Below are 13,687 nucleotides of genomic sequence, written 5' to 3'. Positions count from 1 at the left end.
AAAAGTAGGGAAATGAAGCTTTTTAGAGAGAACCATCACCGGCTGAAAGTGGTTCAGGCCTCTCATTTTTTGAAGTGCCCCTCTGAGCCCTGTATCGAACGATAAGATAACTCTTTAGAAAAGAGTGCTGTAGATATAGGCGGAACCTATCCGTTATTAGGCTAAAGTTGAGGCATGATCGTTCAATCGATTAGTCTAAACAGAGTGGAACCGCGGGTAAAACGTCTCTGTCATTTGACAGGGGCGTTTTTTATTTTGATCAAAGGCAAGGGGATGGTAGCGGGGGAGTTTTTCCATGTTTGTCTTTTACTCCTCAGCAGATGGCAGCAGTATTCAGCTTCCTGATTTACACGCGCAATATTTCAAGACTCACGGATAATATTTCCCGGAAAATACTATTCGAGAAAAGCAAATCGCCCAGAGGAGGGGTGTTTATGTTTAAGCGAATGAAAGAGGACATCGGAGTGGTGTTTGAACAAGATCCCGCTGCACGAAGCAGTTTGGAGGTCATCTTAACGTATTCTGGCTTGCACGCTGTGTGGGCACACAGACTTGCTCATAAGTTTTATAAAAAGCGGTTTTATTTCCTGGCAAGAATGATTTCACAGCTCAGCCGGTTCTTCACCGGAATTGAAATTCATCCTGGTGCAAAAATAGGAAGGAAATTCTTTATTGATCATGGGATGGGTGTTGTTATTGGAGAAACATGTGAAATTGGAGATAATGTAACAGTTTTCCAAGGAGTAACATTAGGCGGAACAGGTAAGGAAAAAGGCAAGCGGCATCCGACCATCTTGGATAATGCCCTTATTGCGACAGGAGCTAAAGTGCTGGGTTCGATTACAATAGGGGAAAATGCAAAAATCGGCGCCGGCTCAGTGGTGCTTCACGATGTCCCTCCTAATTCAACTGTTGTTGGGATTCCGGGACGAGTGAAGGTACAGGATGGTGTGAAGATCAAGGATTTAAATCACACTGATTTGCCGGATCCACTGTTTGATCGTATGAAAGAAATAGATGAGGAACTTCTAGCCTTGAAAAATGAGTTAGAGTTGTTAAAGAAAGAAAGGAGCAAAGTATAATGGCTATTCAGCTTTATAATACACTGACAAGAAAAAAAGAACCGTTTATTCCTTTAGAGGAAGGGAAAGTGAAAATGTATGTATGCGGACCGACGGTTTATAACTATATTCATATAGGGAACGCCCGTCCGCCAATTGTATTTGATACAGTAAGAAATTATTTAACATATAGAGGCTACGATGTACACTATGTTTCAAATTTCACAGATGTTGACGACAAGTTAATTCGTACAGCGAAAGAATTGGGTGAAGAAGTGCCGCAAATTGCGGAGCGTTTTATCGATGCGTATTTTGAAGATGTAACAGCTCTAGGGTGCAAACGAGCAGATGTTCACCCGCGTGTAACTGAAAGCATGGATATTATCATTGAGTTTATTCAAACGTTAATTGATAAGGGCTATGCATATGAGTCAGAAGGAGATGTATACTTCCATACACGAAAATTTGATGGGTATGGAAAGCTTTCACATCAGTCGATAGATGAACTTCGAGTTGGTGCTCGGATTGCAATTGGTGAAAAGAAGCAAGATGCACTGGATTTTGTTTTGTGGAAATCAGCCAAAGAAGGGGAAATCAAGTGGGATAGTCCTTGGGGGCAAGGACGTCCAGGCTGGCATATCGAGTGCTCGGCAATGGCGAAAAAATACCTGGGTGATACGATTGATATTCATGCTGGCGGCCAAGATCTTTCTTTCCCGCATCATGAGAATGAAATCGCACAATCGGAGGCTTTAACAGGAAAGACCTTCGCGCGCTACTGGATGCATAATGGCTATATTAATATTGATAATGAAAAGATGTCGAAGTCATTAGGTAACTTTGTCCTTGTGCACGATATTATTAAGAAGCATGATCCGCAAGTATTAAGATTTTTTATGCTTTCCGTTCACTACCGCAATCCAATTAATTACAACGATGAACTTCTCGAAAACACAAGAGTTGGATTAGAACGCATCCGTACTTCATATGAAAACTTAAAGCACCGCAAACAGGCAAGTGCGGAACTGACAGACCACAATGAAGAATGGCTGCAAAAGATCAGTCAGCATCATGAAGAATTCATTAATGCAATGGACGATGATTTTAATACTGCAAATGCTATATCTGTTCTATTTGAACTTTCTAAGCTTGCTAACTATTATCTAATGGAGAAAAATACTTCTGCAGCTGTAATTGAAGCATTTTTAAAGGAGTTTGAAGATTTATTCTCCGTTCTAGGGCTTTCACTTGAAAAGGAACAAGAAGAACTGCTTGATGAGGAAATTGAACAATTGCTGGAACAGAGAATTCAAGCAAGAAAAGACCGTAATTTCCAGCTGGCAGACGATATTCGCGACAAGCTAAAGGAAATGAATATCATTCTTGAGGATACTGCTCAAGGAACCAGATGGAAGAGAGGCTGAACAAATGCTCAGCTACAGTGAAAAAATAGATGAAAAACAATTAAATAGTCTTGCGCTTGCCTATATGGGAGATGCTGTTTATGAGATATATGTAAGAAGGCACCTTTTGCAAAGCGGAAAAGTAAGACCGCATCAGCTTCATAAAGAAGGCACACGATATGTGTCAGCAAAAGCGCAAGCTCAGGTCATACATGGTTTTCTAAATGAAGGCCTGCTTTCAGAAGAAGAGGAAGCAGTTGTGAGAAGAGGAAGGAACGCTAAGTCAGGAACCATTCCTAAAAACACCGACGTTCAAACCTACCGTTACAGTACAGCGTTTGAAGCGCTGATCGGTTATTTATATTTAGCAGACAGAGAGCAGCGGCTTGAGGAATTAATACAAGCCGCATTCCGCTCCGTCGAACTTAAGGAAGGAGGCAAATAGAATGAGTCAGGATTTTATCATTGGTAAAAACCCGGTTATAGAAGCGTTAAAATCGGACCGGGATATTAACAAAATTTTTATAGCTGAAGGTTCCCAAAGCGGCCAGATGCAGCAAGTGATCGGTTTAGCGAAAACAAATGGCGTGCTTGTTCAATTTGTACCGAAAAAGAAGCTGGATCAGCTTGTTGAAGGAACACATCAAGGAGTTGTAGCGGCTGTAGCAGCTTATCAGTATGCAGAGGTGGACGAGCTATTTGCTCGTGCTGAAGAAAGAAATGAAGATCCTTTCTTCCTGCTGCTAGATGAAATTGAAGACCCACATAATCTTGGATCAATTATGCGAACAGCTGATGCTGCTGGAGCACATGGTATTATCATTCCGAAAAGAAGAGCGGTAGGGCTGACGGCAACTGTAGCGAAAGCATCAACGGGAGCCATTGAGCATATACCAGTGGTGCGTGTGACCAATATGGCAAGAACGATCGATGAATTGAAAGAACGCGGTGTATGGATTGCAGGAACAGACGCATCCGGCAAACAAGACTACAGACAATTTGATGGAACCATGCCGCTGGGTTTAGTAATCGGAAGTGAAGGAAAGGGAATGGGCAGGCTGATTAAAGACAAATGTGACTTTTTGCTGAGTTTACCGATGGCTGGACATGTAACATCTTTGAATGCATCTGTTGCTGCAGCACTGCTTATGTATGAGGTATACAGGAAACGTAATCCTGATGTACGATAATGGATATTTTGATTGTAGACGGCTATAACATAATTGGCGCCTGGCCAGAGCTTGATGAGCTTAAAAAGAAGGATTTAGCTTCGGCCAGGGACAGGCTAGTGGAAAAAATGGCTGAATATCAAGGGTATACTGGATTTCGTGTCATTATCGTGTTTGATGCGCATTTTGTAAAAGGAACGGAAAAAAAGTATAAAAACTATAAAGTGGAAGTTATTTTCACGCGGAATAATGAATCGGCAGATGAACGAATTGAAAAGCTTGCGAGTGACCTGAATAACATCCGGACGCAAATTCATGTGGCTACTTCTGATTATACGGAGCAATGGGTGATTTTTGGCCAAGGCGCTTTACGGAAGTCAGCCCGTGAGCTGCTCAATGAGATGAATGTCATTGAAGGTAAAATTCAAAAAAAGGTCAAAAAAATCCAAGAGAAAAGACCGTCTTCTAAAATTGCTCTCCCGGATGAAGTGGCAGAAATTTTTGAAAAATGGCGCCGAGGGAAGGAATGAGCGGTTGACGCTTGAAAAAAATGTACTGTATAATATTTCTATCCATGCTTGTACGGTCGGAGGGATCTTAGTGAGTACTGACTTCAAGACGAATGATGATAACAACATTGCCTTTTTGGAGCTTGAGGATGAAGAGCTGATTGAATTGGTGCATAAGGGTGAGAGTCAAGCGTTAGATTACTTGATTCATAAGTATCGCAACTTTGTAAGAGCAAAGGCAAGGTCCTATTTTTTGATTGGTGCAGATAAGGAAGATATTGTACAGGAAGGAATGATTGGTCTTTATAAAGCGATCCGTGATTATAAAGGCGACAAATTATCTTCTTTCAAAGCATTTGCAGAACTATGTATTACCAGACAAATTATTACCGCAATCAAAACAGCCACACGACAAAAACATATCCCTTTAAACTCATACGTATCTTTGGACAAGCCTATTTATGATGAGGAATCAGACAGAACGCTGATGGACGTCATTTCTGGCGCAAAGGTGATGGACCCGGAGGAACTGATCATCAACCAGGAGGAGTTTGACCAAATTGAAGTCAAAATGTCCGAGCTGCTAAGTGACTTGGAACGAAAGGTTCTTGCTCTTTATTTGGATGGGCAGTCTTATCAGGAAATATCTGAAGAATTAAATCGTCATGTTAAGTCCATCGACAATGCACTGCAGCGAGTTAAACGCAAGCTGGAGCGCTATTTGGAAGTTCGAGAGTTTTCCTTGTAAATATAATTTAGAATTTTGCAGTTATTGACATCATTTGTCGCCCATGGTACAGTTTTAAAGACGTAAATGAAAGTGTAGCAGGTGGAGACTATGCAGAAAAAAGCCGTTTTAGCGTGTTCACAGTGCGGAAAGAGAAACTATTCGACGTCTGCAAGCAAAGATGGAACAAGGCTGGAATTCAAGAAGTTTTGCAGCACATGCAGTGCTCATACAGTACATCGAGAAACAAAGTAAGCGTAGAAATGTGCAGTAACTTATACAAGAATGATTCCATTTTTAGGACAAGTCATTTGGAAGATAAGTACAGCAAAGCCTCTGTTTACGCCTTTTTTAGGTAGGATTACTTATTTGATCTTAGAATAAATAGCACATTAATGTGGGCTTTTAGGATATATCTCTTGAAGTTGGGGGTTACGAAATGCAACGCATCGTGAATTTTTTCCGTGAAGTTGGACGGGAAATGAAAAAGGTCAGCTGGCCAAAACGCAAAGAATTAACGAAGTATACAGTTACTGTATTATCAGTTGTTGTGTTCTTTTCTGTGTTTTTCGCTGTGCTTGATCTTGGAATTTCCGAATTGATTCGTTTAATTCTTGAATAACCCCTGTGATTCCATGGTATAATGGAAAATAATACAGGTCAAATTCGCAGAAGCCCGGAAACGGGTTTTTTCATTTGGTCAAAAAATGATATGCGAAGAGATGGAATCAGTATCATCTACTTGTTTACAAACAATCGCAGGCTGAAGATTGTGAAATAAAATTATGAAATTACAGGGAGGGAAGGACGAACAAGTCCTCTTGAATGGAAAAGAATTGGTATGTTGTTCATACGTACTCTGGCTATGAGAATAAAGTAAAAGCAAATTTGGAAAAACGGGTAGAATCGATGGGGATGCAAGACAAGATCTTCAGAGTTGTTGTTCCAGAGGAAGAAGAAACAGATTTTAAAAACGGAAAAAAGAAGGTTGTTAAACGCAAGGTGTTCCCTGGGTATGTTCTGGTGGAAATTGTCATGACTGATGACTCTTGGTATGTTGTCAGAAATACACCAGGTGTAACAGGCTTCGTAGGTTCTGCAGGCTCAGGGTCAAAACCAACCCCGCTGCTGCCGGAAGAAGTTCAGGTCATCCTTAAGCGCATGGGTGTGGACGAAAAACGAGTTGATGTTAACTTTGAGCTTGGTGAAACGGTACAAGTTCAAGAAGGTCCTTTTGCTAACTTTACAGGTACGATCGAAGAAATTGATAAAGATAAAGCGAAAATTAAAGTGCTTGTTAACATGTTTGGCCGTGACACTCCAGTCGAACTTGATTTTTCTCAAATTGAAAAAATTTAAGTTGAGCGTTTCTGCGGGTTTTTAAGAAAGAAAAAGGCATTTTTCCTTGTTTTTAGAACCTTGTGCTGATGAGTAACTTCATATATTTTCAAAAAAACTTGAAATCAGTTTCGGAAAGTGGTAGAATTTCAAAGGTCAGTATGTCTCGGAACGAGACCGGACAATTGTTAGTTCTTTATCTTAATATAAAGAATATGAGTTGAGTGGGAGGGTTTATTCCCTATTACCACATCACGGACTTTAAGGAGGTGTGTCTCGTGGCTAAAAAAGTAATCAAACTTGTTAAGTTGCAAATTCCTGCAGGTAAAGCGAATCCAGCACCGCCGGTAGGTCCTGCACTTGGTCAAGCCGGTGTTAATATCATGGGATTCTGTAAAGAGTTTAACGCTCGTACAGCTGAACAGGCTGGCTTAATCATTCCTGTTGAAATCACGGTGTTTGAAGACCGTTCATTTACATTTATTACGAAAACTCCGCCTGCTGCTGTTCTTCTTAAGAAGGCTGCTGGAATTGAGTCTGGTTCTGGTGAACCAAACCGTAATAAAGTAGCAACAGTCAAGCGTGACAAGGTACGCGAGATTGCTGAAACAAAAATGCCTGATCTAAACGCTGCAAGTGTTGAAGCTGCAATGCGTATGGTTGAAGGTACTGCACGCAGCATGGGTATTGTTATCGAAGACTAATCCCTGCTGTAATTGATGAGGTTGCGACGCTGAATTTGGATTCACGCGCAACCTTTATTAGTGCGGACGCTTTATAAGTTGTCCAGACGCTTTCTTCTAAGAGAAAGCTGTTTCGTCACGTGGGAGGTTATTCCGCTAAAACCACAATATAGGAGGAAATATTAAAATGGCTAAAAAAGGTAAAAAGTTTATCGAAGCTGCGAAGCTTGTAGATAACACTAAAGCATACCCGGTTGTTGAAGCAATCGAGCTTGTTAAAAAAACAAACTTTACTAAATTTGATGCAACTGTTGAAGTGGCATTCCGTTTAGGCGTAGATCCTAAGAAAGCTGACCAGCAAATCCGTGGAGCAGTTGTGCTTCCAAACGGAACTGGTAAAACTCAACGCGTTTTAGTTTTCGCTAAAGGTGAAAAAGCAAAAGAAGCAGAAGCTGCTGGTGCAGATTATGTTGGCGATGCTGAATTCATCAACAAAATCCAACAAGGCTGGTTCGAGTTCGACGTAATCGTTGCAACTCCAGACATGATGGGTGAAGTTGGTAAACTTGGACGTGTATTAGGACCTAAAGGCTTAATGCCAAACCCTAAAACTGGCACAGTAACATTTGACGTTGAAAAAGCGGTAAATGAAATTAAAGCTGGTAAAGTTGAATACCGTGTTGATAGAGATGGAAACATCCACGTTCCAATCGGAAAAGTATCTTTTGAAGATGCTAAACTTGTTGAGAACTTCAACACAATTTTCGATACTATGCTTAAAGTTAAACCTTCTGCTGCTAAAGGCACATACATGAAGAACGTTTCTGTTACTTCAACAATGGGCCCTGGTGTTAAAGTAGATCCATCTTCTGTAACAGTTAAATAAGTTTACGGACTTGGATAAAAAAGGATTTGACAAACAATAATACATTTAGTAATATGTATTTTGTTGTAAAAAATAAATAACCATTTGTACCGAAGACAGCAGGTGCTATTAGCTTAATTCCCTGCCGAGGTCATACGATAGATTGATATGCTTACATTAGCTATTGTATACTTCCTCCATGTCTGTTTCGGATGTGGAGGTTTTTTATAGCCGGTATAAATGTAGAATTTCTACAGGAGGTGTAAGGATGAGCAGCGTAATCGAACAAAAGAAACAAATCGTAGAAGAGATTGCTGATAAATTTAAATCAAGTTTATCAACAGTTGTTGTTGACTACCGTGGTCTTTCTGTTGCAGAAGTAACTGAACTTCGTAAACAGCTTCGTGAAGCTGGCGTAGAATTTAAAGTTTACAAAAACTCTTTAACTCGCCGTGCAGCTGAAGCAGCTGAGCTTACTGGCTTAAACGATTCACTTACTGGCCCGAATGCAGTAGCATTCAGCACAGAAGATGTTGTTGCTCCAGCGAAAATCCTTAACGATTTCGCGAAAAAGCATGAAGCATTAGAGATCAAAGCAGGTGTTATTGAAGGTACAGTTGCTACAGCAGAAGATGTTAAAGCTCTTGCGGAACTACCATCCCGCGAAGGTTTACTATCTATGCTACTCAGCGTACTTCAGGCTCCAGTCCGCAACCTTGCTCTTGCTGCAAAAGCTGTTGCAGATCAAAAAGAAGAACAAGGCGCGTAAGTTAGATTACTCGTTAAACTAATAGATTCAAACCAAAAATAAGGAGGAAACATACTCATGACTAAAGAACAAATCATTGAAGCAGTTAAAAATATGACTGTTTTAGAACTTAACGACTTAGTAAAAGCAATCGAAGAAGAATTTGGTGTAACTGCTGCTGCTCCTGTAGCAATGGTTGGCGGAGCTGCTGCTGGCGGTGCTGCTGAAGAGAAAACTGAATTTGATGTAGTTCTTGCTTCTGCAGGCGATCAAAAAATCAAAGTTATCAAAGTTGTTCGTGAAATCACAGGCCTAGGTCTTAAAGAAGCGAAAGAACTTGTTGATAACACTCCTAAAGCTCTTAAAGAAGGCGTTTCTAAAGAAGAAGCTGAAGAAATCAAAGCTAAGCTTGACGAAGTTGGAGCTGGCGTAGAAGTTAAGTAATAATGTTTAAGAAGCCCGCTTTTATAGCGGGTTTTTTCTACTTTTCATTTATTTTCTTCTATAATATATGAGCAATCATGAATTTCTCCGTCCTAGATTGTATAATCATTCTTCATTTTATTCCCCGCCGGAGGTGATATTGTGTCTGAGCATTACTATTCCCAAACTCAAAAGGTAGAAAGTCAGCCGAAAACATGGCGTTATACATTGAATGGAAGGTCTTTTGTTTTTAAAACAGACAATGGTGTCTTTTCGAAAGCTGAAGTTGATTTTGGATCTAAGCTGCTGATCGAAACATTTACCGAGCCTCAAATAGAGGGCAACATTCTTGATGTTGGCTGTGGATATGGACCAATTGGTTTGTCGGTAGCTCAAAAGCTGAGTGATCGTACAGTCCACATGGTTGATGTGAATGCAAGAGCTCTTGGCCTTGCTAAGGAAAATGCTGAGTTAAACCACATTGAAAACGTCAATGTGTATGAAAGTGACCGCCTTGAAAAGGTAAAAGGCAATAAGTTTGCTGCTATTTTAACAAACCCGCCCATTCGTGCAGGAAAGAAAGTAGTACATGATATTTTTGAACAGAGTTTTGAAGTGTTACTTCCAGGAGGAGAGCTCTGGATTGTCATCCAGAAAAAGCAGGGAGCACCTTCAGCGATTGAAAAATTAAGCGAGCTTTTCCCTGAAGTAGAGACAATTGAGAAGAAGAAAGGCTATTTTATTATTAAAGCAAAAAAAGATTGACTTGACATTTTCGCTATGATAGTATTGTAAAATGCCAACATATTATATTTCTGATATAAACTAAATTAATCAACTCTTGTATAAATTTGGTTTTATTGGAAATGCTAATAAAATAATAGTCGTATTGTGGAACTGTGGTTTTATGACTAAAACCCTTTTTCTTTTTGTCTTATGAGTATCGGCTTGCTTGCGGTTCAAAAGGTGTTTTATGTATACTAAAGCATATTTTACAGCAAGTGTTTATGTATTTGAAGAATAAGTATGAACCTGATTAGTGCTTTTGTGCCTCGGTTTTCTGAAACTAAGATCCAGCGTGTAATACATAATATCGCTGGATATCATTATGTGTTTGGAGCCAATGCGGGTACCTGCGCTTTTCTAAATAAATTAGCTTGATTTGAGGGGTGAATCAGTTGACAGGTCAACTAGTTCAGTATGGACGACACCGCCAACGTAGAAGTTACGCGCGAATCAGTGAAGTTTTAGAATTACCAAATCTAATCGAAATCCAAACCTCTTCTTATCAATGGTTTCTTGATGAGGGTTTACGTGAAATGTTTCATGACATTTCTCCGATTGAAGACTTTACTGGTAATTTGTCGCTTGAATTTATTGATTACAGCCTTGGCGAACCAAAATATTCCGTTGAGGAATCGAAAGAACGAGATGTTACATACTCTGCACCACTGCGTGTAAAAGTGCGTCTTGTAAACAAAGAAACAGGCGAAGTGAAAGACCAGGATGTCTTTATGGGTGATTTCCCGTTAATGACAGAGACAGGTACGTTCGTAATTAATGGAGCGGAACGTGTCATCGTTTCCCAGCTTGTGCGTTCTCCTAGCGTATATTACAGCGGGAAGCTTGATAAAAATGGAAAGAAAGGTTTTACTGCGACAGTAATTCCGAACCGCGGCGCTTGGCTTGAGTATGAAACAGATGCCAAAGATGTCGTATACGTTAGAATAGATCGTACTCGGAAACTGCCCGTTACGGTTCTTTTGCGTGCACTTGGGTTCGGCTCTGATCAAGAGATCATTGATTTAATTGGGGATAATGAATATATCCGCAATACGCTTGAAAAAGATAACACGGAAGGTATCGATAAAGCGCTATTAGAAATTTATGAGCGTCTCCGTCCGGGTGAACCGCCAACTGTGGAAAATGCTAAAAGTCTTCTATTGTCAAGATTCTTTGATCCAAAGAGATATGATTTGGCAAATGTTGGGCGTTACAAGATTAATAAAAAGCTTCATATTAAAAATAGATTATTTGGTCAGAGATTGGCAGAAACACTTGTTGATCCAGAAACAGGCGAAATTATCGCGGAAAAAGGTGCGACTTTAGACCGTCGTACATTAGACCGTATTTTGCCTAACCTTGAAAAGAATATCGGTTTCAAATCTGTAAATCTTTTAGGCGGAGTTATTTCAGATGATGTAGAACTTCAGTCTATTAAAATTTATGCACCTAATGAAGACGGGGAAAAAGCGATTAACGTTATTGGAAATGCGTACGTTGAGGAAGCAGTGAAGAACATTTCACCTTCTGATATTATTGCGTCCATCAGTTACTTCTTTAACCTGCTGCATGGTGTAGGTGATACAGATGATATCGATCACTTAGGAAACAGACGTCTGCGTTCTGTTGGAGAATTGCTTCAAAACCAATTCCGTATTGGTTTATCCAGAATGGAACGTGTGGTTCGTGAAAGAATGTCAATCCAGGATACAAATACGATTACTCCACAGCAGTTAATCAATATTCGTCCTGTTATTGCATCTATTAAAGAGTTCTTCGGAAGCTCTCAGCTTTCTCAGTTCATGGATCAGACAAACCCATTAGCAGAATTAACACATAAACGCCGTTTATCTGCCTTAGGGCCAGGTGGTTTGACGCGTGAGCGTGCAGGCTTTGAGGTTCGTGACGTTCACTACTCTCACTACGGCCGCATGTGTCCAATTGAGACACCAGAGGGTCCGAACATCGGTTTGATCAACTCTCTTTCATCTTTTGCAAAAGTGAATCGTTTCGGCTTTATTGAAACACCTTACCGCCGTATCGATCCTGATACAGGTAAAGTGACATCCCGAATCGACTATTTAACAGCTGATGAAGAGGATAACTATGTTGTTGCACAGGCAAACGCTGTTTTAGGCGAAGATGGCTCTTTCCTTGATGAAGAAGTTGTTTCTCGTTTTAAAGGTGAGAACACAGTTGTAAGCAGAGATCGCATCGATTACATGGATGTATCTCCTAAGCAGGTTGTTTCTGCCGCAACAGCTTGTATTCCGTTCCTTGAAAACGATGACTCTAACCGTGCTCTTATGGGAGCGAACATGCAACGTCAAGCGGTTCCTCTTATGCAGCCGGAAGCTCCTCGCGTAGGAACAGGAATGGAGTATGTATCAGGGAAAGACTCTGGTGCTGCTGTGATCTGTAAGCATGAAGGTATTGTTGAGCATGTGGAAGCACGCGAAGTTTGGGTGCGCCGCATTAATGTAGTAGATGGCCAAGAAGTAAAAGGCGATCTTGATAAGTATAGAATGTTAAAATTCATCCGTTCCAACCAAGGAACTTGCTATAACCAGCGTCCAATCGTTGCTGTAGGAAACCGTGTAACAAAAGGGGAAATCCTTGCTGACGGTCCATCTATGGAACTTGGGGAATTAGCATTAGGACGAAATGTTCTAGTAGCGTTTATGACTTGGGATGGATATAACTACGAGGATGCGATCATTATGAGTGAGCGCCTTGTAAAAGATGATGTATATACTTCTATTCATATTGAAGAATATGAATCAGAATCTCGTGATACAAAGCTTGGACCTGAAGAGATTACAAGAGATATCCCTAACGTTGGGGAAGATGCTCTTCGCAACCTCGATGAACGCGGAATTATCCGTACAGGTGCAGAAGTAAAAGATGGTGATCTTCTTGTTGGGAAAGTAACTCCTAAAGGGGTAACAGAACTAACGGCAGAAGAAAGATTATTACATGCGATCTTTGGTGAGAAGGCTCGTGAAGTCCGTGATACTTCTCTTCGTGTGCCACATGGCGGCGGCGGAATTGTATTGGATGTAAAAGTATTTAATCGTGAAGATGGAGACGAATTGCCTCCAGGTGTAAACCAGCTCGTTCGCGTCTATATTGTTCAGAAGCGTAAGATTTCTGAAGGAGATAAAATGGCCGGACGTCACGGAAACAAAGGGGTTATATCCAGAATCTTACCAGAAGAGGATATGCCTTACCTTCCAGACGGAACACCTGTTGACATCATGTTAAACCCACTTGGGGTTCCATCTCGTATGAACATTGGTCAGGTGCTTGAGCTTCATCTTGGTATGGCTGCAAGAGCATTAGGCATCCACGTTGCTTCTCCAGTATTTGATGGAGCAAACGAGGAAGATGTTTGGGAAACAATTGAAGAAGCTGGTATGGCAAGAGATGCTAAAACGGTTCTTTACGATGGCCGTTCAGGTGAGCCTTTTGACAACCGTGTATCTGTAGGTGTCATGTACATGATTAAACTTGCACACATGGTTGATGACAAGCTCCATGCCCGTTCAACAGGACCTTACTCTCTAGTTACGCAGCAGCCGTTGGGCGGTAAAGCTCAATTTGGCGGACAGCGTTTCGGTGAGATGGAGGTTTGGGCACTTGAAGCTTACGGTGCAGCCTATACACTTCAGGAGATCTTAACGGTTAAATCTGATGATGTTGTAGGACGTGTTAAAACATACGAATCAATTGTTAAAGGTGAAAATGTCCCTGAGCCAGGTGTACCTGAATCGTTTAAAGTATTAATCAAAGAACTTCAAAGCTTAGGTATGGACGTGAAAATCCTATCTGGCGATGAAGAAGAAATTGAAATGAGAGACCTTGAGGACGAAGAAGAGATTCAGCAAGCTGAATCCCTTACAATTGCTCCAGATACAGCAAACGAAGAATCTGAAAAGGTTGCAGCAAAAGAATAATTAAGTATAAGGAGTGAGGGCG

Annotated in this window: 15 protein-coding genes and 1 other annotated feature; all 15 genes read left to right on the top strand. The window is 40.8% G+C overall.

Annotated elements, in window-relative coordinates:
• Positions 1 to 434 precede the first annotated feature (434 nt).
• A complete protein-coding gene (gene cysE, locus A6754_RS00485; RefSeq protein ID WP_066441632.1) occupies positions 435 to 1,082 on the top strand; it encodes a serine O-acetyltransferase in 648 nt (215 codons plus the stop codon).
• A complete protein-coding gene (gene cysS / locus A6754_RS00480) occupies positions 1,082 to 2,485 on the top strand; it encodes a cysteine--tRNA ligase (RefSeq protein WP_066441630.1) in 1,404 nt (467 codons plus the stop codon). Before cysE ends, cysS begins: the two co-directional genes overlap by 1 nt.
• Positions 2,486 to 2,489: 4 nt before the next feature.
• Positions 2,490 to 2,909 (top strand): Mini-ribonuclease 3, encoded by a 420-nt coding sequence (locus A6754_RS00475; RefSeq protein WP_066441629.1) that lies wholly within the window; start codon positions 2,490 to 2,492, stop codon positions 2,907 to 2,909.
• A 1-nt stretch (position 2,910) separates the two neighbouring features.
• Positions 2,911 to 3,654, top strand: coding sequence for a 23S rRNA (guanosine(2251)-2'-O)-methyltransferase RlmB (rlmB, locus tag A6754_RS00470; RefSeq protein ID WP_066441627.1), 744 nt, complete (start codon positions 2,911 to 2,913; stop codon positions 3,652 to 3,654).
• A complete protein-coding gene (locus A6754_RS00465) occupies positions 3,654 to 4,163 on the top strand; it encodes an NYN domain-containing protein (protein ID WP_066441623.1) in 510 nt (169 codons plus the stop codon). Before rlmB ends, A6754_RS00465 begins: the two co-directional genes overlap by 1 nt.
• 70 nt (positions 4,164 to 4,233) lie before the next feature.
• Positions 4,234 to 4,890, top strand: a complete 657-nt coding sequence (gene sigH, locus A6754_RS00460) for an RNA polymerase sporulation sigma factor SigH (protein WP_066441614.1) — start codon at positions 4,234 to 4,236, stop codon at positions 4,888 to 4,890.
• A 90-nt stretch (positions 4,891 to 4,980) separates the two neighbouring features.
• Positions 4,981 to 5,124, top strand: coding sequence for a 50S ribosomal protein L33 (gene rpmG, locus A6754_RS22220; RefSeq protein WP_082851569.1), 144 nt, complete (start codon positions 4,981 to 4,983; stop codon positions 5,122 to 5,124).
• 184 nt (positions 5,125 to 5,308) lie between these two features.
• Positions 5,309 to 5,491 (top strand): preprotein translocase subunit SecE, encoded by a 183-nt coding sequence (secE, locus tag A6754_RS00455; protein ID WP_066441612.1) that lies wholly within the window; start codon positions 5,309 to 5,311, stop codon positions 5,489 to 5,491.
• A 203-nt stretch (positions 5,492 to 5,694) separates the two neighbouring features.
• Positions 5,695 to 6,228 (top strand): transcription termination/antitermination protein NusG, encoded by a 534-nt coding sequence (gene nusG / locus A6754_RS00450; RefSeq protein WP_066441609.1) that lies wholly within the window; start codon positions 5,695 to 5,697, stop codon positions 6,226 to 6,228.
• Between the two features lie 257 nt (positions 6,229 to 6,485).
• A complete protein-coding gene (gene rplK, locus A6754_RS00445; protein ID WP_009336545.1) occupies positions 6,486 to 6,911 on the top strand; it encodes a 50S ribosomal protein L11 in 426 nt (141 codons plus the stop codon).
• A 166-nt stretch (positions 6,912 to 7,077) separates the two neighbouring features.
• Complete coding sequence (rplA, locus tag A6754_RS00440; RefSeq protein WP_066441607.1) at positions 7,078 to 7,776, top strand: 50S ribosomal protein L1; 699 nt, start codon at positions 7,078 to 7,080, stop codon at positions 7,774 to 7,776.
• Positions 7,777 to 7,847: 71 nt separating this feature from the next.
• Positions 7,848 to 7,991: a sequence feature (ribosomal protein L10 leader region), on the top strand.
• Positions 7,992 to 8,023: 32 nt separating this feature from the next.
• A complete protein-coding gene (gene rplJ / locus A6754_RS00435) occupies positions 8,024 to 8,524 on the top strand; it encodes a 50S ribosomal protein L10 (RefSeq protein ID WP_066441604.1) in 501 nt (166 codons plus the stop codon).
• Between the two features lie 57 nt (positions 8,525 to 8,581).
• The gene (gene rplL, locus A6754_RS00430; RefSeq protein WP_066441601.1) at positions 8,582 to 8,947 is read left to right on the top strand and encodes a 50S ribosomal protein L7/L12; all 366 of its coding nucleotides are present in this window, start codon (positions 8,582 to 8,584) and stop codon (positions 8,945 to 8,947) included.
• Positions 8,948 to 9,088: 141 nt separating this feature from the next.
• Positions 9,089 to 9,691, top strand: a complete 603-nt coding sequence (locus tag A6754_RS00425; protein ID WP_066441598.1) for a class I SAM-dependent methyltransferase — start codon at positions 9,089 to 9,091, stop codon at positions 9,689 to 9,691.
• Positions 9,692 to 10,104: 413 nt separating this feature from the next.
• Positions 10,105 to 13,665, top strand: coding sequence for a DNA-directed RNA polymerase subunit beta (gene rpoB, locus A6754_RS00420; RefSeq protein WP_066441595.1), 3,561 nt, complete (start codon positions 10,105 to 10,107; stop codon positions 13,663 to 13,665).
• The last annotated feature ends 22 nt before the right edge of the window (positions 13,666 to 13,687 follow it).

Source organism: Cytobacillus gottheilii (assembly GCF_001636345.1).
Classification (GTDB): Bacteria; Bacillota; Bacilli; order Bacillales; family Cytobacillaceae; genus Cytobacillus; species Cytobacillus gottheilii.
This window is presented reverse-complemented; position numbering and strand designations above follow the sequence as displayed.